Here is a 16,555-nt window from a genome sequence, read left to right as displayed (position 1 = left end):
CAGTGCCAGGCGTGTTCGGTCGGGGAGTCCTCCCGGCACCATCGTCGCTCCGCCTGGTCAGACGGAGAAACTCGGGAAAGGGTTGCACAACGGACTGTGCCCACCGCGTGGGGCGGTGGGCACAGTGTGTGTTCGGTGCGGCGAGGGGGTACCTCGCTCACCTGCGGGTTCAGCCGAAGATGTCGTACTGCTTGAAATCGGTACCGACGGAGATCCTTGTGGCGAAGATCTCGCTGGTGGCCTTGCCGGTGCCCTTGTAGAGGTAGAGCGTGCCGCCGGGCGTACGGGCCAGGAAGTCGGCCTTGCCGTCGCCGGTGATGTCGCCGGTCGCGTCGAAGGCGTTGTACGTCGTGCTGCTCCAGGTGCGCACCTTGACGCGGCTGGAGAACGCGCCGGAGCCGGCCTTGCCGGTGCCCTTGTACAGGTAGATCGTGCCGCCCGTCTTGCTGCGGGCGATCAGGTCGGTCTTGCCGTCGCCGGTGAAGTCACCCTTGCCGCGCACGGAGTTGTACTGGTTCCAGCCGGAGCCGACCTTCACGCGGGGCGCGAAAGTGCCGTTGCCCTTGCCGGGGTAGATCCACATCACGCCCGCGGAGTCGACCGAGAGCAGGTCGGGCAGGTAGTCGCCGGTGACGTCACCGGGGGTGATGATGCGGGTCCGGGTGCTCCAGTTGTCGGCGATCTGCTTGGTGGACCAGGTGCCGCTGGAGATCACGTAGTGGGTCCAGAAGAGGTCGCCGTCGCTGCTGCGCCGGTAGACCAGGTCCTGGTAGCCGTCCCGGTCGAAGTCGGTCTGCAGGACGACGTTGACGCCGTTCCAGTTGCCCCAGGACTCGCGGGCGGCGAACGACGTGCCCTTGGAGTCCTTGGAGTAGCCGGTCTTGGTGGAGGCGTTGCGCACCCACAGGTCGGCCTTGTGGTCGCCGCTGACGTTGGTGTCGTCGACGCGCGGGTAGGTCGCGCCGACGTAGGAGCTGACCTTGCTGAAGACGCTGTAGGCGCCCTTCGCGACGCAGTCCGTCACGCCCCAGGACACGACACCGACGATCCGGTTGTTCACGACCAGGGGGCCGCCGGAGTCGCCGTTGCAGGCGCTGGTGGTGCCGGCGTCGCTTCCGGTGGCCGGATTGCCCGCGCAGACCATGTGGCCCTTGACGAAGTCGCTGCCGTACGCCCCGGCGCAGGTGGTGTCGGACTGGACGGGCAGCGTGGCCGTCTTCAGCGTCTCGGAGATGGCGTCGCTGGTGGAGCTGGTGCGGCCCCAGCCGTAGACCTTGGCGCTGGTGCCGGCCTTGTACGACGTGGTGTCGCCGGACGTCGTCATGCGGATCGGCGTGGCCTTGACCGGGACGGGCAGGGTGAGCACCGCGATGTCGTTGTCGATCGTCGTCGCGTTGTACGACGGGTGGTTCCACTGCCGCCAGACGCCGGTGACGGTGCCGCCGTGCAGGTCGGTGCCGTCGGCCGAGGGCAGCTGGGAGGTGCCGGTGACGACGGCGCCGTTGGCGTGCCAGTCGTAGCCCTTGACGCAGTGCGCGGCGGTGAGGATCTTCGTCGGCGCGACCACGGCGCCGCCGCAGAAGAAGCCGATGTCGTCGCCGGTGCTGGAGGTGCCCCGGTCGTCGTAGTAGTGGAGCTGCGTCATCCACGGGGCCGAGGTGATGGTGGTCTCGTTGCCGCCGATGACCTTCGGGTCGACGGTGGACGGGCTGGTGTTCGTGCTCGCGCTCAGCGACGCCTTGCTCGTCCTGCCCGCCGTGTCGTCACCGGCCATGGCGCCCGCGACGCGCTTCTCCAGCTCGGCGAGCGACGGTGAGCTGATGGCGGGCTCGATCGTCGGCTGCGGCAGTGCGGTGGCCGCGCCGGCGGACGTCGTCAGCAGCGCGGCGGCCACGGCGGCGGCGACGCCTGCCGCGGCGACGGGAAGGGCGATCCGTATCCGGCGTCTGTGCCGACCGCCCCCAGGCATGGATGTACCCACGTATGTCCCCCCTTGGGATCACAAGTTCGAAGAGAGCGTGATCCTACCTGCATACGAGCACCACAAAGGGCCGCCCCCGGTCACGGGAGCGGCCCTTTGCGCAGTGCTTACCTCAGTCGCCGTTGCCCGGCGTCGGAGTGGTCTTCTGGATCTGCATGAGGAACTCGGCGTTCGACTTCGTCTGCTTCATCTTGTCGAGGAGCAGTTCGACCGCCTGCTGCTGGTCGAGGGCGTGCAGCACCCGGCGCAGCTTCCAGACGATGGCGAGTTCGTCGTTGGCGAGCAGGATCTCTTCCTTACGGGTGCCGGACGCGTCCACGTCCACCGCCGGGAAGATGCGCTTGTCGGCGAGCTTCCGGTCGAGCTTGAGCTCGGCGTTGCCCGTGCCCTTGAACTCCTCGAAGATCACCTCGTCCATGCGGGACCCGGTGTCCACCAGCGCGGTGGCGAGGATGGTCAGCGAACCGCCGTCCTCGATGTTCCGCGCGGCACCGAAGAAGCGCTTCGGCGGGTACAGCGCCGTCGAGTCGACACCACCGGACAGGATGCGGCCGGAGGCCGGGGCGGCGAGGTTGTACGCACGGCCCAGACGCGTGATGGAGTCCAGCAGGACGACCACGTCGTGACCGAGCTCGACCAGGCGCTTCGCACGCTCGATGGCGAGCTCCGCGACCGTGGTGTGGTCCTCGGCCGGGCGGTCGAAGGTCGAGGAGATGACCTCGCCCTTGACCGACCGCTGCATGTCGGTGACCTCTTCCGGACGCTCGTCGACCAGGACGACCATCAGGTGGCACTCGGGGTTGTTGTGCGTGATCGCGTTGGCGATCGCCTGCATGATCATGGTCTTGCCGGTCTTCGGCGGGGCCACGATCAGACCGCGCTGGCCCTTACCGATCGGCGACACGAGGTCGATGATGCGGGTGGTCAGCACGCCCGGGTCGGTCTCCAGGCGGAGCCGGTCCTGCGGGTACAGCGGCGTGAGCTTGTTGAACTCCGGGCGGCCGCGGCCGTGTTCGGGCGCCATGCCGTTGACGGAGTCCAGGCGCACCAGCGCGTTGAACTTCTCGCGGCGCTCGCCTTCCTTCGGCTGGCGGACCGCACCGGTGATGTGGTCGCCCTTGCGCAGGCCGTTCTTGCGGACCTGGGCGAGGGAGACGTACACGTCGTTCGGCCCGGGCAGGTAACCGGACGTGCGGATGAAGGCGTAGTTGTCGAGGATGTCCAGGATGCCCGCGACGGGGATCAGGACGTCGTCCTCGGCGATCTGCGGCTCGGAGGCGATCTCGTCGCGGCCGCGACGGCCACGGCGGTCGCGGTAGCGCCCGCGACGGCCACGCCGGCCGCCCTCGAAGTCGTCGTCGTCCTGCTGACGGTCACGGTCCTGACGGCCGCCGCCCTGCTGGTTCTGCTGGCCGCGCTGGCCGCCCTGCTGGTCGTCGCCCTTGTTGCCACGGCGGTCGCGATCACGGCCACCGTCACGGTCACGGCCACCGTCACGGCCGCCGTCCCGGTCCCGCCCGCGGTCACGGCGGTCGCGACGACGGCCCTCGCCGCCCTCGCCCCCGTCGGACTTGGCGTCGTTCTGGGACTGCTGCTGCGCCTGCGACTCGCCCCTGGACTCGTTCTTCGCCTCGGCGGCGACCGTCTCGGGAGCGGCGGCGGCCGGCGAACCGGCGTCGGCGGTGGCCCGGCGACGGCGGCGCTCGGAGGGCGCGTCGTCTCCCCCACGCTCGGCTTCTCCCCCACGCTCGGCTGCGCTCGCGCGGGAGGTGCCCCCATCGCGGGAGGGGCCCCCAGCGGGCTGGCCGGGGATCTCGATCTGCTGCTGGGCCACGGCCTTCTCGGCCTTGTCGGCCTTCTGGGCGGGGGCCTCGGAGGCCTGCTTCGCGTCCGCCTTCTTCTCCGCCTTGTCGGCGTTGTCCCCCGTACGGGTCCGGGAGGTGGCGCGGCGCTTCGGCTTGGTCTCGGCGGGGGCCTCGGCCTTCGCGGCCGGAGCGGCGCCGCCGGACGCCTGCGCCTCCTTGATGACCTCGATCAACTGGCTCTTGCGCATACGCGCGGTGCCCCTGATACCGAGGCCGGATGCGACCTGTTGCAGCTCGGCCAGCACCATGCCCTCGAGGCCGGTACCGCGGCGCCGCCGGGAGCCGGCACCGGTGGCAGGCGCGGAGGCGTCCGTGGCGGGCGCGGCAGCGGTCTCCTCGACACGTGCGCCCATCAGATCGGTGGTGTCGCTCACGAAGGGTCCTTCCCTGGAGCGGACGTCGGCCTGTCTGGCTCGGCGACCGGTTGTGCTGTCCGGCTTCGGTCCGTGTGGTGTGAACCGTGCCGGGGCGGTGGTCCGCCTCAGCGGCGGAGGAATCTGGTGATGGCGCTTCCATATGCCGTGGCACCCAGTGTCAGTGTCACGCGGCGTGGTCGCACCGGTTCCGGAGCGTGCCCTGCGCCCCGCTCAGTGTCCGTGTACGGCGTACGGTCCGACGTACGGAACACAGTGCGGCTTGGGGGGCTCCCGGAAGAATGTCTGTCCCGGACGGGGACACGAGGCACCTCGCCGTGGTGGGGTCGGGTGCAGACTTGAGGTTAACACTACCGGATCCAACAAACATTCCCCCTCTCGAAATCCGGCAACCGTGCGCTTTCAAATGTCGGTGGAGGTCGCGAGCGGCAGCACGACCGCGCCCTGCGGATCGAGGCTCAGCCGGTTCGCGGCCCAGTCCGCGCCCGCCAGGGCCTCGACCTTGTCGGCGGTGCCCGGGTCGGCCAGGGCCATGACCGTCGGGCCGGCGCCGGAGATCACCGCGGGGACGCCCTCGCCCCGCAGCCGCTCCACCAGCGCCGCGCTCTCGGGCATGGCCGGGGCGCGGTACTCCTGGTGCAGGCGGTCCTCGGTGGCGGGCAGCAGCAGTTCGGGGCGCCGCGTCATGGCCTCGACGAGCAGGGCGGCCCGGCCCGCGTTGGTGGCGGCGTCGACGTGCGGCACGGAGCGCGGGAGCAGGCCGCGCGCGGTTTCGGTGAGTACCGGCTTTCCGGGCACGAAAACCACCGGAACGATGGAATCGGCGGGCTCCATCCTGATCGCCCGGGCCGCGCCGCCCTCCATCCAGGACAGCGTGAAGCCGCCCAGCAGACACGCGGCGACGTTGTCGGGGTGGCCCTCGATCTCGGTGGCGAGCTCGAGCAGAGCGGTGTCGTCGAGCTTGGCCTCGGCGCCTATGGTCACGGCCCGGGCGGCGACGATGCCGGCGCAGATGGCGGCCGAGGAGGAGCCCAGGCCCCGGCCGTGCGGAATGCGGTTGGCGCAGACGATCTCCAGGCCGCGCGGCTGTCCGCCCAGCAGATCGAAGGCGGTGCGCAGGGAACGTACGAGAAGGTGCCGCTCGTCGCGCGGGAGCGTCTCGCTGCCCTCCCCCGCGATGTCGATGTGCAGCCCGGAGTCGGCCACCCGGACGACCACGTCGTCGTACAACCCCAGCGCGAGGCCGAGGGCGTCGAAGCCCGGGCCGAGGTTGGCGCTGGTGGCGGGGACGCGCACCCGGACGGCGGCGGCGCGGAACGCTGGACCGGCCATCGCTCGATGACTCTCCTTGAGCTGCGTGATTGTCGAATGACGTGGGACGGACATTCGAAGGTGTACGAGAACCCTGGGGGCCGCGGAGACGGCGCGGCTCCGCGGCATATGCGGCGGGCGGGTTCAGTACAGCCTATCGAAGGAAGGTTCTGTGGCGACATAGGGCGCACAGGAGGCGCACGATGCGTGTCGTAAGCCCCCTGTGCACCCCCCGTAGGGAACCTCCCCGGTCAAGCGCCGTCTTACGCCGGACCGTGTCGAGCGTTACACCGGCGCTCGAAGCGTCGGCGCACGTCAGACCAGTCCGAGACGCTCCGCGGCGGCCGCCGAGTCGACGGGTACGGTGACCGGCTGCGGGGCACCCGCGACGGCCCAGTCGGGGTCCTTCAGCCCGTTACCCGTGACGGTGCACACGATCCGCTGCCCCGGGTCGACCTTGCCCTGCTCGGCGGCCTTCAGCAGACCGGCGACGGACGCGGCGGACGCGGGCTCGACGAAGACACCCTCCTGCGAGGCCAACAGCCGGTAGGCGCGCAGGATCTCACGGTCCGTCACCTCGTCGATGAAGCCGCCCGACTCCTCCCGCGCGGCGAGCGCGTACTGCCACGAGGCCGGGTTGCCGATGCGGATGGCGGTGGCGATGGTCGACGGGTCCTTGACGATCTCGCCGCGCACGATCGGGGCGCTGCCCGAGGCCTGGAAACCCCACATCCGGGGCGCCCGGGAGGCGACGCCGTCGGCGGCGTACTCCTTGTAGCCCTTCCAATAGGCCGTGATGTTGCCCGCGTTGCCCACCGGCAGGACGTGGATGTCGGGCGCGTCGCCAAGCATGTCCACGATCTCGAACGCGGCGGTCTTCTGCCCCTCGATGCGCACCGGATTGACCGAATTGACCAGCGCCACGGGGTAGTTGTCGCTCAGGCCGCGCGCGAGCGTGAGGCAGTCGTCGAAGTTGCCGTCGACCTGGAGGATCTTGGCGCCGTGCACGAGGGCCTGGCCCATCTTGCCGAGCGCGATCTTGCCCTGCGGCACGAGCACGGCACAGACCATCCCGGCCCGCACGGCGTACGCGGCGGCGGAGGCCGACGTGTTGCCGGTGGAGGCGCAGATGACGGCCTTCGCGCCCTCCTCCTTGGCCCGGGTGATGGCCATGGTCATACCGCGGTCCTTGAAGGACCCGGTCGGGTTCGCGCCCTCCACCTTGAGGTGGACCTCGCAGCCCGTGCGCTCGGAGAGCACCTGCGCGGGCACGAGCGGCGTGCCGCCCTCGCGGAGCGTCACGACCTGCATGGTGTCGGATACCGGCAGACGGTCCCGGTACTCCTCGATGATTCCGCGCCACTGGTGGGTCATTGCTGGTTACTCTCCTTCAACCCGCATGATGCTGGCGACACCACGCACGGTGTCGAGCTTGCGCAACGCCTCGACGGTCCCGGTGAGGGCGGCGTCGGACGCGCGGTGCGTGACGACGACGAGGGAGGCCTCGCCGTCCTTCCCCGATTGGCGAACCGTATCGATCGAGACTCCGTGCTCGGCGAAGACGGTCGCGACCTGGGCGAGAACACCCGGTTTGTCGGCCACGTCGAGGCTGATGTGGTAGCGCGTGACGACGTCGCCCATCGGGGACACGGTGAGGGCGGCGTAGGCGGACTCCCCCGGTCCGGTCGCGCCGCTGAGGCGGTTGCGGCAGACGGCGACAAGGTCGCCGAGCACGGCCGAGGCCGTCGGGGAACCGCCCGCTCCGGGGCCGTAGAACATGAGCTGCCCGGCGGCGTCGGACTCGACGAACACGGCGTTGTAGGCGCCGCGCACGGAGGCCAGCGGGTGGCTGAGCGGGATCATGGCCGGGTGCACGCGCGCGGTGACGGACGCCCCGTCCGCGGCCCGCTCGCAGATGGCGAGCAGCTTGATCGTGCAGCCCATCTCCTTCGCGGAGGCGAAGTCGGCCGCCGTCACCTCGGTCATGCCCTCGCGGTAGACGTCGTCGAGGCGCACACGCGTGTGGAAGGCGATACCGGCGAGGATGGCGGCCTTGGCGGCGGCGTCGAAGCCCTCGACGTCGGCGGTCGGGTCGGCCTCGGCGTAGCCCAGGGCGGTGGCCTCGTCGAGGGCCTCCTGGTAGCCGGCGCCGGTCGAGTCCATCTTGTCGAGGATGAAGTTGGTCGTGCCGTTGACGATGCCCATCACCCGGTTGATCTTGTCGCCGGCGAGGGACTCGCGCAGCGGCCGGATCAGCGGGATGGCACCGGCGACGGCGGCCTCGTAGTAGAGGTCCTTGTCGTGCTCCTCGGCGGCGGCGTGCAGGGCCGCCCCGTCCTGGGCGAGGAGCGCCTTGTTGGCGGAGACGACGGAGGCGCCGTGCTCGAAGGCGGTGGTGATGAGGGTCCGCGCGGGCTCGATCCCGCCGATCACCTCCACGACGACGTCGATGTCGCCCCGTTTGACGAGGGCGGTGGCGTCGGTGGTGACGAGGGCCTGGTCGATGCCTTCCCTGACCCTGTCGGGCCGCCGCACCGCCACGCCCGCCAGCTCCACGGGAGCCCCGATCCGGGCCGTGAGGTCGTCGGCGTGCGTCGTCATGATGCGCGCCACCTCTGAGCCGACCACTCCACAGCCCAGCAGCGCCACCTTCAGCGGACGCGTACGCATCATCCGACCTCGTTTCCTCATTACCGTCTACGGTGGAACCAGTCTCACTCACCGGACGGGAGTTTCTGCCCCCGGTCCGGATCGTGAGATGTCTATTTCATTTTCCCCGGGGCGGCAGACAGGAGATCTTCCGCCCCGTGGCATTCGGCTTGTCGGTCTTCGGCTTGTCGGTCTTCTGCTTCTCGGCCGTCGACTTCCCGGGCCTTCGCCTTGTCGGTCTTCGGCTTCCCAAGCCTTCGCCTTCTCGGTCTTCGGCTTCTCGGCCTTCGCCTTCTCGCTCAGCCGACGTCGAGACGCAGCAGGTCCTCCTCCGTCTCACGGCGGACGATCACCCGGGCCTCACCATCGCGCACGCTCACGACCGGCGGCCGCAGCACGTGGTTGTAGTTGCTGGCCATGGACCGGCAGTAGGCGCCCGTGGCCGGTACGGCGATGAGGTCACCCGGTGCCACGTCGGCCGGCAGGAACGCGTCCTTGACCACGATGTCCCCGCTCTCGCAGTGCTTGCCGACGACCCGGGCGAGCATCGGCTCGGCGTCGGAGGTGCGGGAGACCAGCGCGACGCTGTACTCGGCGTCGTACAGCGCGGTACGGATGTTGTCCGACATGCCGCCGTCGACGGAGACGTACGTCCGCAGGCCGTCGAGGGGCTTGATGGTGCCGACCTCGTAGAGCGTGAAGGCGGTCGGGCCGACGATGGCGCGCCCCGGCTCGACGGAGATGCGCGGCGTGCGCAGCTTGGCGGCCTCGCACTCACGGCTGACGATCTCGCTGAGCGCCTTGGCGATCTCGTGCGGCTCGCGCGGGTCGTCGTCGCTCGTGTACGCGATCCCGAGCCCGCCGCCGAGGTCGATCTCGGGCAGCTCGACGCCGTGCTCGTCGCGGATGTCCTTCAGCAGCCCGACCACACGGTGGGCGGCGACCTCGAACCCGGACATGTCGAAGATCTGCGAACCGATGTGGCTGTGGAGGCCGACGAGCTCGAGCCCGTCGAGCTGGAGGGCACGGCGTACGGCCTCGGCGGCCTGCCCGCCGGCCAGCGGAATGCCGAACTTCTGGTCCTCATGGGCCGTGGCGATGAACTCGTGGGTGTGGGCCTCGACGCCGACGGTGATCCGGATCAGGACCTTCTGCCGCTTCCCGAGGCTCTGCGCGATGTGGGCGACCCGGACGATCTCCTGGAAGGAGTCGAGCACGATGTGACCCACACCGACCTCGACGGCCCTGGTGATCTCGTCGACGGACTTGTTGTTGCCGTGGAAGGCGATCCGGTCGGCGGGCATGCCGGCGGACAGGGCGGTGGCCAGCTCCCCGCCGGAGCAGACGTCGACGTTCAGCCCTTCCTCGTGCAGCCAGCGCACGACGGCACGGGAGAGGAACGCCTTGCCGGCGTAGTAGACGTCGGCGTCGGTCCCGAACGCGGTGCGCCACGCACGCGCGCGTGACCGGAAGTCCGCCTCGTCGAGGATGTAGGCCGGGGTGCCGAACTCCTCGGCGAGCCGCGTGACGGAGATCCCTCCGACGGTGGCGACACCGTGCTCGTCACGGGTCACGGTCTGCGCCCAGACCTTCGGGTCCAGGGCGTTGAGGTCGGCGGGCGGGGCCGAGTAGTGGCCCTCGGGGAGGACGTCGGCGTGACGGGGCCCGGCAGGGTGTGCGGAACGGCTCATGATCGGTATGCGTCTCTCAGAGATGGTCGGGTGCGTCGATGCCGAGCAGGGACAGGCCACCGGCCAGCACCGCCCCGGCGGCTTCGGCGAGAGCGAGCCGGGCACGGTGGGCGGCCGAGGGTTTCTCGTCGCCCAGGGGCAGCACGGCCGGGAGCAGCGGCAGCGTGGCGTCGGCGACGGCGACGAGGTGCCGGGCCAGGCGGTCGGGGCTGCGGTGGGTGGCGGTGGTGGTGAGGATACGGGGGTGGTCGCCGAGTGCGGCGAGCAGCGTTTCCGCGTCGCTCACGGGACCGGGCTCGGGGTGGAAGCCCAGGTCGGCGGCGTTGCGCAGGAGTGCCCGGGTGCGGGCGTGGGCGTACCGGACGCGGAAGAGAGGGTTGGTCTCCCGCTGGGTCAGGTGATCGCCGGGAATCCGGGGCCGGTCGTGGGCGGCCGGGTACAGCAGGGCCCAGCGGGCGGCGTCGCGGCCGAGGGGCAGGGGGTCGGCGGGGACGGGGGCGGGGACGGGGTGGACGGTGACGTCGAGGTCGGGGAGGGGGCTGGGCCCGGAGGGGCGGGGCTGGGGGTGGCTGTCGGAGTGGCTTCCGGCGTGACTCCCGGGATGGCTGTCGAAACGGCTTCCGGGATGGCTGCCGGAGTGAGTGGCGGTGTGGCTGCCGGAATGACTGCCGGTGTGGCTGCTGGAGTGACTGCGGTCCACACCGAGGACGGTCTCCCACTCCGGCGCGGGCCGGCCCTCGCACTCGACGCGCACGACGTCACCTTGGCTGCGCAGCACGCGGGCCAGGGCGTCCGTGACGACGACGGCACGGACCTCCGCCGGGCACCGGAGCCGCACGATGGTCCCGCTGAACCCCTCGGCGTGGCCGTACCGCCGCCCACGCCGCAGGATCTCCTCGACGAGGAGCGCGGATACGTTGCGTTCCAGGCTGAAGTTGAGAAAACCGGGCCCAGTGACGACGACGTCACCGATCAGGGCCTCACCGGCGAGCCGCGCCCTCAGGATCTCGGCCACGCGCCGCGGCGGCTGCCCTGCCGCGCCGGCCAGCTGGAGGGCGATGTTGGTGGCGTAGTCGCCACAGCCCCCGGGCCCCGGCGGAGTGACCACGGCCCGCTCCGGCACGGTCACGCTGAGCTCACCCTCGTCGACAGCGCGACGCACGGCGTTCAGCACGGTGCGCGAGAGCTCGACGGGGGTCACGGGGACAAGCGTATGGGAGGAAGGGGGTGGGTATGCGAACCGGTTTTGAAGGGGTCCGGGATGTGGACGGAACCCTCGACCGCGGATCGATCAGTAAGCCATCCACAGAGGGCGGATCAACCGCCGGTACTCCCGGCACTCCCGGCCCGCTCGGCCTCCCCCGCGCCGAGGACGGACCCGTAAGGGGGCGCACTCCCGCCACCGCCCCCTTGCATCCCCCCGCTCCGCTCCCGCTCGATCAACTGCCGGACCATCCCGACGAGTTCAGCGGGCTCGAACGGCTTGGCGAGGAAGGCGTCGACACCCACTTCCAGCCCGGCCTCGACTTCGTACTGGGTGCAGGCACTGATGATGGCGAGGGGCACGTCACGGGTACGCGGATCGGCCCGCAGGCGAGTGGCGGTACGGATCCCGTCCAGCCGGGGCATGGCGACGTCGAGGGTCACGAGATCGGGCCGCACCTGATGAACGACATCAAGACACTCGGCACCATCGGCCGCGGTCACGACCTCCAGCCCCTCCAGCTCGAGGTTGACCCTGATCAACTGCCGGATGACCTTGTTGTCGTCCACAACAAGCACCCGGCCCGACGCGCCTGGCACAACTCGAGAGTAGGTCGACCCCGGCCACCGCGTCCGGGTTTTCCCCACTTCCACCCCGACCGGGCGCCCCGCAACCCCGCCCCCGACAGCGGAAACCCGTTCATGACCACCCGGGGGGAGCTGGTAGTGTTCTACCCGTCGCCGCGAGCAACGCGACCGACACGCCCCCGTAGCTCAGGGGATAGAGCAACGGCCTCCGGAGCCGTGTGCGCAGGTTCGAATCCTGCCGGGGGCACCTTGGATCAGGTGCCCAAAGACCCCGCCATCAGCGCTTTCGCTGAGACGGGGTCTTCGCGTATGTGCAGGCGTGTGCCGGTCGGAGCGGCTGCATGTCGGGGGCTGTGGACTATCCGTGGACTGGCTGCAGGGCAGGAATCCGCAGGTCAGGCCCGAAAACGCCGAGGCCCCTGGACCGTAGTCCGGGGGCCATCATGCCGCAGGTGCGCGTGTCGAAGGAGTGTTGGGATCAGGTCCCGTCGCCGGGCTCGTCCTCCTGGCCGTCGTCCTCACCGAGGAGCTCGGCGATCCGGCGGTTGGCTATGTCCTGGCGACCGTCGAGGCACTTCGCGTACCGGCTCAGCAGCACTTCGACGCTGTTGCCCGCGCGCTCCGCAACCTCGGTGGGGTCGACGCCAGCGTTGAGCCAGGAGGAGAGTGCGGCGTGCCTCAGGTCGTACGGCCGAGCGGCCAGCGGCGAGGCCACCTGTTCCGGCGTGAGCGCCAGGTGCCGAGCCTCGTCCCAGACGCGCCAGTACGTAGTGGAGGCGACCACTCCCCCGCGTTCGTTGGCGAACAGCCGCCCGTCCTTGGCGGTGCCGAACTCCTCGATGTGGGCGAGGAGCATGCGGACGAGGCGCGGCGGGATCGGGACGATGCGCGTCTCGTTCGCGGAGCGATTCTTGAGGCCTCGGTTATCGTGAACCTCCCCGGTTCCGGTCCAGCGCTTCCCAACGGTCGGGCGGGTCTTCTCCAGGATCAGCGAACCCCACCCTGTCTCCGGCAGCGTGCAGTCCGGACGACGCAGCGCCACAGCTTCCGCCGGCCGAAGTCCACCGAAGTACATGCAGGCGAAGAGCGCGACCAGGCGCCGCCCACGGGCTCTGCGATAGCCGCCGACGTAAGAGACTGCGGCCAGGAGTTCGCGTGCCTGTCGAGGGTTCACCACGACCCGGCGGTCAACCTCCTTGGTCACCTTCGGCGGCTTCCACTTCACGAGCGTGACCGGATTCTCCGGGAGCTCCCCCAGTTCGACCGCGTAGGCGAGGGCATTGAAGAGGACCGCCCGCTTGCGCCGTACTGTCTCGGCGGCCGCCGGAGCGCCGGAAAGCGTGAGCTTGAGCGAGTCGAGGACGCGGCGGATGTCTGCCGGATTCTTGAGCGTCGCCAACGGAAGAGAGGCTTTGGCTACCCAGCGAAGAGCGTTCGCGATGTCGACCGGCGGAGCTTCCTCGTCCGAGGCTTGGACAACGAAAGCCCAGCCCCGCAGCGCACGGCGCAAGACGTCGTCAGCTGGCCGCCCCGGGCGATCACCCAACAGCTGTGTTGTGACGAGCGTCATCGTCTCGTTCAGGCTGTCGCGGGAGTTCGGAGCCGCGTGCGGCCACTTCATGGCGACGTAGGCCCGTGCGAAGTCGTACCAGGTACGGGACTCTTTGACCGGTGCCATGGAGTCCGGCAGACCGGTTTCCGAGTAGAATGCCTCGCCCTTCTGCGCAGCCCGAAGAAGCTTGGCGCGGAAGTTGTCGGCGAGTGCCTTCGTCCGGAAGGTCTCGGAGAACGGCGGGGCATCGCCGACCTTCCATCGCACGTCATACGACGGCGTCTTGTACGGCCGCTTACGGATGCCCCACACCCGTACGTCATGCGACTTCACGCCGCCTCCGCGAGCCCGTGGAGCCACGCGTCGAAGTCGCTGCGCCAGACGCGGAGCTCACCATTCGGAAGCTTGATCGCTTCCGGAGCCTGCCCCAGCTCGCGCCAGCGGTAGAAGGTTCGCCGGGACACTCCGCCGAGCTCGGCGAGGATCTGCGGGACAGTCATCAGCTCGTCTCGCCGACGGTCCATGTCGGCTCTCCTTCCGTTCCGGGTGCGGGTTCGAGAGATGCGGCCAGCCAGGCTTCGGCGTCGGACAGACCGGTACCGGCGAAGACCCAGTGCGCGAGGACGTACGTCGTGTCGGGCTCGAGGCCGTTGGCTGCTGCGGTTTGTGCCCGGCGCCATTCGGCGCGGGCGTCGCGGAGGGCACCGAGGGTGGTGGAGTAGCGGCGGGACTTGGTGGAGAAGTGGCCGCGGAAGCCGAGCATGTGAGCCCAGGCGCGCAGGCGGAGGTGTTCGAGGTCCTTGCGTGCGCCGAGGAACCATGCGGTGCGGATCATGCGACGGGCGTGGTCGCTGATGTCGAGCTGGGCGAGTTCGGCGGCGAACTTGAGCGGCCGGTCGAGAGCTCCCGTCGCGGTCTCTGCACCCTTGGTGGCGTACTTGGCGATGTAGGCGGCGACCGCCCGTTCGGTGAGCTCCTGGCCGTCGTCGAAGTCGGCCGAGCGGATGGTGCGAACGTCGAGTTGGCGGCCGAAGGCGAAGGTGTGGGTACGGCCGTCGATGCTCGGGCCGTCCACGCGGACCTTGGCTGTGGCTGTGCGGATGGCGTCGGTGAGCAGGTCGGCGGTTGCCCAGGTGGGGGGTGAGGTGTCGCCGCCGCTGGGTCCGTCGATGCGGATGACGGCGTGGAAGTGGACCGCGCCGCGCTTCTGGTACTCGGCGACCTTGGCGAAGGACACGCGGGCGTGCTCGCGGAACCTGCGCTGGGAGAGGCCGGCGCGCTTGGCGACCTCTCGGCGCAGGTAGGTCGAGAAGCGCCGCCAGAGTGGACCGGTGTGGGCGTTCCAGAGGACGGCGGCTTCGTAGTCGTAGGTGTCCGGGTCGAGCGGGGTGCCGAGTGCGTCGTCGTCCTGGTCGTGGTGGGTGCCGCAGCGGCAGGGGCGCCCGCTGGAGGGGCGGTTGTGGACCGGGCCGAAGCTCGGTGCGGTGAAGGTGGCGAACACGCGCGGGTGGCCGGCGACGTGTTCGGGGATGCCCTTGCCGCCGCGCAGGCCGGAGGTGATCAGGTGGAAGGTGTCGCGGCGGTAGACCTCGGCGCAGGCCGCGCAGCGGGTCGTGCGGCGGTTGTTGCAGCGGACGAGGAGCTGTCCGGCCGGGAGGCTGGTCGAGTCGAGGTGGTGGAGGACGTTGCCGATTTCGCCGGTGCGGGTGTCGACGTCGTACTCGGTGCGGTGGCCGTCGAGGCGGATCGGGTTGGTGCAGCCGCCGAGTCCGGAGAGTTGGCGGAGAATACCCGGCAATGTCCCCTGCGCGGCCAGGTTCGCGAGTTCCGGGAGTGGGGCCGGAGTGGTGCGGGTGAAGATGGCGTTTCTCCTTCTGACTGGCTCGGTCGGGAGGAACAGGCCCCGGGGCGGCGAAATACTTGGTCGTGTGCCGCCGCCCCGGAGGCCAGCGCGGTTCAGCGGCGGTGGTGATCGCGGAGCATGGAGCGCAGGACGACGGCGGCCACGGCAACGGAGATGGCCGTGACGGCGACGGCCGCCAGGAGCGCGGTGAGGACGACTCCACCGACGACCAAGGCCACGACGGTCTTCTGATCGACGGACACCGACGGGAGCGAGCGCTTTACGGGTGCCGTCTCGGTCGGGGTGTGGGTGTGAGCGGAAAGCGGCGTCGGGCTGTCGGGGTACTTCGGGAGGAACACGGTCAGGGCTCCTTATCTACTCGTCTAGGCGTGTGAGCCGTTTATGACGGTCACGCCGGAGCGCGTGCCGGACTCGATGGCGGGTGCGAGGAAGGTGCGGGAGAGCCAGAAACCGAAGAGGGCGATCAGGACGACGATCCAGACGCGGACGCCGAGGAACCTGACTGCTCCCCAGGCGAAAAGGCCGAGGACGACGACAAGCGGCAGGCTGACGGTCACGGGGCGAGGGTTCCTTTCAGCGAACAGGGCAGCGGTGGGTGCGGGCGGCCAGCTCGGCGGCGGCGCGGCCGTCGTAGTCGGTGGAGAAGCCGCAGCGCGGGGCGGTGCAGGCGGCGGTGTGCTTCTCCTGGCCCCGGCCGTCGTAGTACGTGCCGACCTGGACGGGGCCGATGCGGACGACGTTGCGGAAGCGGTGGTTGGCGGTCACGCAGGTCTCCTTTCAGAGGTGGGTGGCGATGGCTTCGGCCATGGGTGCGGGGACGCCGAGGCGGGCGCGGAGGGTGGGGGTGTCGATGGGGGTTCCGGTGCGGGTGTGGTGTTCGGCGGCGACCTTGCGGGCGTGTGCGACGAGGGCAGCCGGAACGGGCAGGGCGGGATGCTCAGGCGGTTCCGGTTCGTTGACCGGACGCTGGGGCGGGGCTTGCTCGGCGGTTGGCTCTGCAGGCAGCTCGGGCGGGAGTTCGGGTTCCTCCGCCTGGTCGTGGACCTCGTCGTCGTCCGTGTCGGGTTCGGCGGCGTGGTCGACGGTCTTCGGTGTCGAGTGTGCGAGCAGGGTGCCGCCGAGGAAGGCGACCGCAGGCCAGCCCGCAACGAGGATGCGCAGCCAGGCCGGGACGTGGTTCATGTCGAGCATGCCGGCGGTGGCGACGTTGGCTCCGAGTGAGGCGGTGAGCGCGATGAGGAACCAGCACCACCCGGCCGCTTTCGCTTCCCCGGACCGCAGTCGACGCCAGGCGGCGACGAGCAACAGGTCGACGCTGATCGGGTAGGCCCAGGCTTTCCATCCGTCCTGTCCGGCCGCCGAGGCGATGTCGTGTAGGTGAGCGAAAGACAGTGCGGCAGCGATGACAGCTTGGATGAGCACCGCGTCCACGCGGGCCAGTTGGGCGCGCATGATGCGGCTCCTTCCGGATTCAGGC

General features: G+C 70.1%; 15 protein-coding genes and 1 tRNA gene. 1 reads left to right on the top strand and 15 read right to left on the bottom strand.

Features of this window, described 5'->3' with window-relative positions; all coding sequences use genetic code 11:
* Positions 1 to 169 precede the first annotated feature (169 nt).
* The 8 genes from CP976_RS29425 to CP976_RS29390 form a co-directional block, all read right to left on the bottom strand.
* Positions 170 to 1,969 (bottom strand): trypsin-like serine protease, encoded by a 1,800-nt coding sequence (locus CP976_RS29425; RefSeq protein ID WP_167537583.1) that lies wholly within the window; start codon positions 1,967 to 1,969, stop codon positions 170 to 172.
* Positions 1,970 to 2,093: 124 nt separating this feature from the next.
* The gene (rho, locus tag CP976_RS29420) at positions 2,094 to 4,220 is read right to left on the bottom strand and encodes a transcription termination factor Rho (protein ID WP_150483044.1); all 2,127 of its coding nucleotides are present in this window, start codon (positions 4,218 to 4,220) and stop codon (positions 2,094 to 2,096) included.
* A 402-nt stretch (positions 4,221 to 4,622) separates the two neighbouring features.
* On the bottom strand, positions 4,623 to 5,552 hold the full coding sequence (thrB, locus tag CP976_RS29415) for a homoserine kinase (protein WP_086852644.1): 930 nt from the start codon (positions 5,550 to 5,552) through the stop codon (positions 4,623 to 4,625).
* Between the two features lie 294 nt (positions 5,553 to 5,846).
* On the bottom strand, positions 5,847 to 6,905 hold the full coding sequence (thrC, locus tag CP976_RS29410) for a threonine synthase (RefSeq protein WP_150483043.1): 1,059 nt from the start codon (positions 6,903 to 6,905) through the stop codon (positions 5,847 to 5,849).
* Between the two features lie 6 nt (positions 6,906 to 6,911).
* A complete protein-coding gene (locus CP976_RS29405) occupies positions 6,912 to 8,204 on the bottom strand; it encodes a homoserine dehydrogenase (RefSeq protein WP_150483042.1) in 1,293 nt (430 codons plus the stop codon).
* Between the two features lie 275 nt (positions 8,205 to 8,479).
* The gene (gene lysA / locus CP976_RS29400; protein WP_150483041.1) at positions 8,480 to 9,871 is read right to left on the bottom strand and encodes a diaminopimelate decarboxylase; all 1,392 of its coding nucleotides are present in this window, start codon (positions 9,869 to 9,871) and stop codon (positions 8,480 to 8,482) included.
* Between the two features lie 16 nt (positions 9,872 to 9,887).
* Positions 9,888 to 11,072: an ArgS-related anticodon-binding protein NrtL gene (gene nrtL / locus CP976_RS29395; RefSeq protein ID WP_150483040.1), complete on the bottom strand. Its 1,185-nt coding sequence runs from the start codon at positions 11,070 to 11,072 to the stop codon at positions 9,888 to 9,890.
* A gap of 116 nt (positions 11,073 to 11,188) precedes the next feature.
* On the bottom strand, positions 11,189 to 11,728 hold the full coding sequence (locus CP976_RS29390) for a response regulator (RefSeq protein ID WP_150483039.1): 540 nt from the start codon (positions 11,726 to 11,728) through the stop codon (positions 11,189 to 11,191).
* Positions 11,729 to 11,837: 109 nt separating this feature from the next.
* Here CP976_RS29390 and CP976_RS29385 point away from each other — a divergent pair.
* Positions 11,838 to 11,909: transfer RNA gene (locus CP976_RS29385), tRNA-Arg, on the top strand.
* Positions 11,910 to 12,140: 231 nt separating this feature from the next.
* Here the strand turns inward: CP976_RS29385 and CP976_RS29380 are convergent.
* The 7 genes from CP976_RS29380 to CP976_RS29350 form a co-directional block, all read right to left on the bottom strand.
* Positions 12,141 to 13,547, bottom strand: a complete 1,407-nt coding sequence (locus tag CP976_RS29380; protein WP_150483038.1) for a tyrosine-type recombinase/integrase — start codon at positions 13,545 to 13,547, stop codon at positions 12,141 to 12,143.
* Entirely contained in the window at positions 13,544 to 13,738 is a 195-nt protein-coding gene (locus tag CP976_RS29375) for a helix-turn-helix transcriptional regulator (protein ID WP_033314625.1), read from the bottom strand. Before CP976_RS29375 ends, CP976_RS29380 begins: the two co-directional genes overlap by 4 nt.
* Positions 13,714 to 15,012: a replication initiator gene (locus tag CP976_RS29370; protein WP_244403668.1), complete on the bottom strand. Its 1,299-nt coding sequence runs from the start codon at positions 15,010 to 15,012 to the stop codon at positions 13,714 to 13,716. The genes CP976_RS29375 and CP976_RS29370 overlap by 25 nt, the downstream gene beginning before the upstream one ends.
* 158 nt (positions 15,013 to 15,170) lie before the next feature.
* Positions 15,171 to 15,416 (bottom strand): SpdD protein, encoded by a 246-nt coding sequence (locus tag CP976_RS29365; RefSeq protein ID WP_150483036.1) that lies wholly within the window; start codon positions 15,414 to 15,416, stop codon positions 15,171 to 15,173.
* Positions 15,417 to 15,440: 24 nt separating this feature from the next.
* Entirely contained in the window at positions 15,441 to 15,635 is a 195-nt protein-coding gene (locus tag CP976_RS29360) for a hypothetical protein (RefSeq protein WP_150483035.1), read from the bottom strand.
* Positions 15,636 to 15,651: 16 nt separating this feature from the next.
* Positions 15,652 to 15,843 (bottom strand): mobile element transfer protein, encoded by a 192-nt coding sequence (locus tag CP976_RS29355; protein ID WP_150483034.1) that lies wholly within the window; start codon positions 15,841 to 15,843, stop codon positions 15,652 to 15,654.
* A gap of 12 nt (positions 15,844 to 15,855) precedes the next feature.
* Positions 15,856 to 16,530, bottom strand: coding sequence for a DUF2637 domain-containing protein (locus CP976_RS29350; RefSeq protein WP_150483033.1), 675 nt, complete (start codon positions 16,528 to 16,530; stop codon positions 15,856 to 15,858).
* Positions 16,531 to 16,555 lie beyond the last annotated feature (25 nt).

Origin of the sequence: Streptomyces coeruleorubidus, from assembly GCF_008705135.1 — a bacterium.
In the GTDB taxonomy this organism is placed as follows: domain Bacteria; phylum Actinomycetota; class Actinomycetes; order Streptomycetales; family Streptomycetaceae; genus Streptomyces; species Streptomyces coeruleofuscus.
Note: the sequence above shows the minus strand (reverse complement) of the source record. Positions and strands in the feature narration are given on the sequence as shown.

Bases quoted from the DNA above. Each gene is read 5' to 3' on its own strand.
- thrC (WP_150483043.1), bottom strand. From the start codon at position 6,905: ATGACCCACCAGTGGCGCGGAATCATCGAGGAGTACCGGGACCGTCTG.
- CP976_RS29350 (WP_150483033.1), bottom strand. From the start codon at position 16,530: ATGCGCGCCCAACTGGCCCGCGTGGACGCGGTGCTCATCCAAGCTGTC.
- CP976_RS29375 (WP_033314625.1), bottom strand. From the start codon at position 13,738: ATGGACCGTCGGCGAGACGAGCTGATGACTGTCCCGCAGATCCTCGCC.
- thrB (WP_086852644.1), bottom strand. From the start codon at position 5,552: ATGGCCGGTCCAGCGTTCCGCGCCGCCGCCGTCCGGGTGCGCGTCCCC.
- CP976_RS29425 (WP_167537583.1), bottom strand. From the start codon at position 1,969: ATGCCTGGGGGCGGTCGGCACAGACGCCGGATACGGATCGCCCTTCCC.
- CP976_RS29405 (WP_150483042.1), bottom strand. From the start codon at position 8,204: ATGATGCGTACGCGTCCGCTGAAGGTGGCGCTGCTGGGCTGTGGAGTG.
- lysA (WP_150483041.1), bottom strand. From the start codon at position 9,871: ATGAGCCGTTCCGCACACCCTGCCGGGCCCCGTCACGCCGACGTCCTC.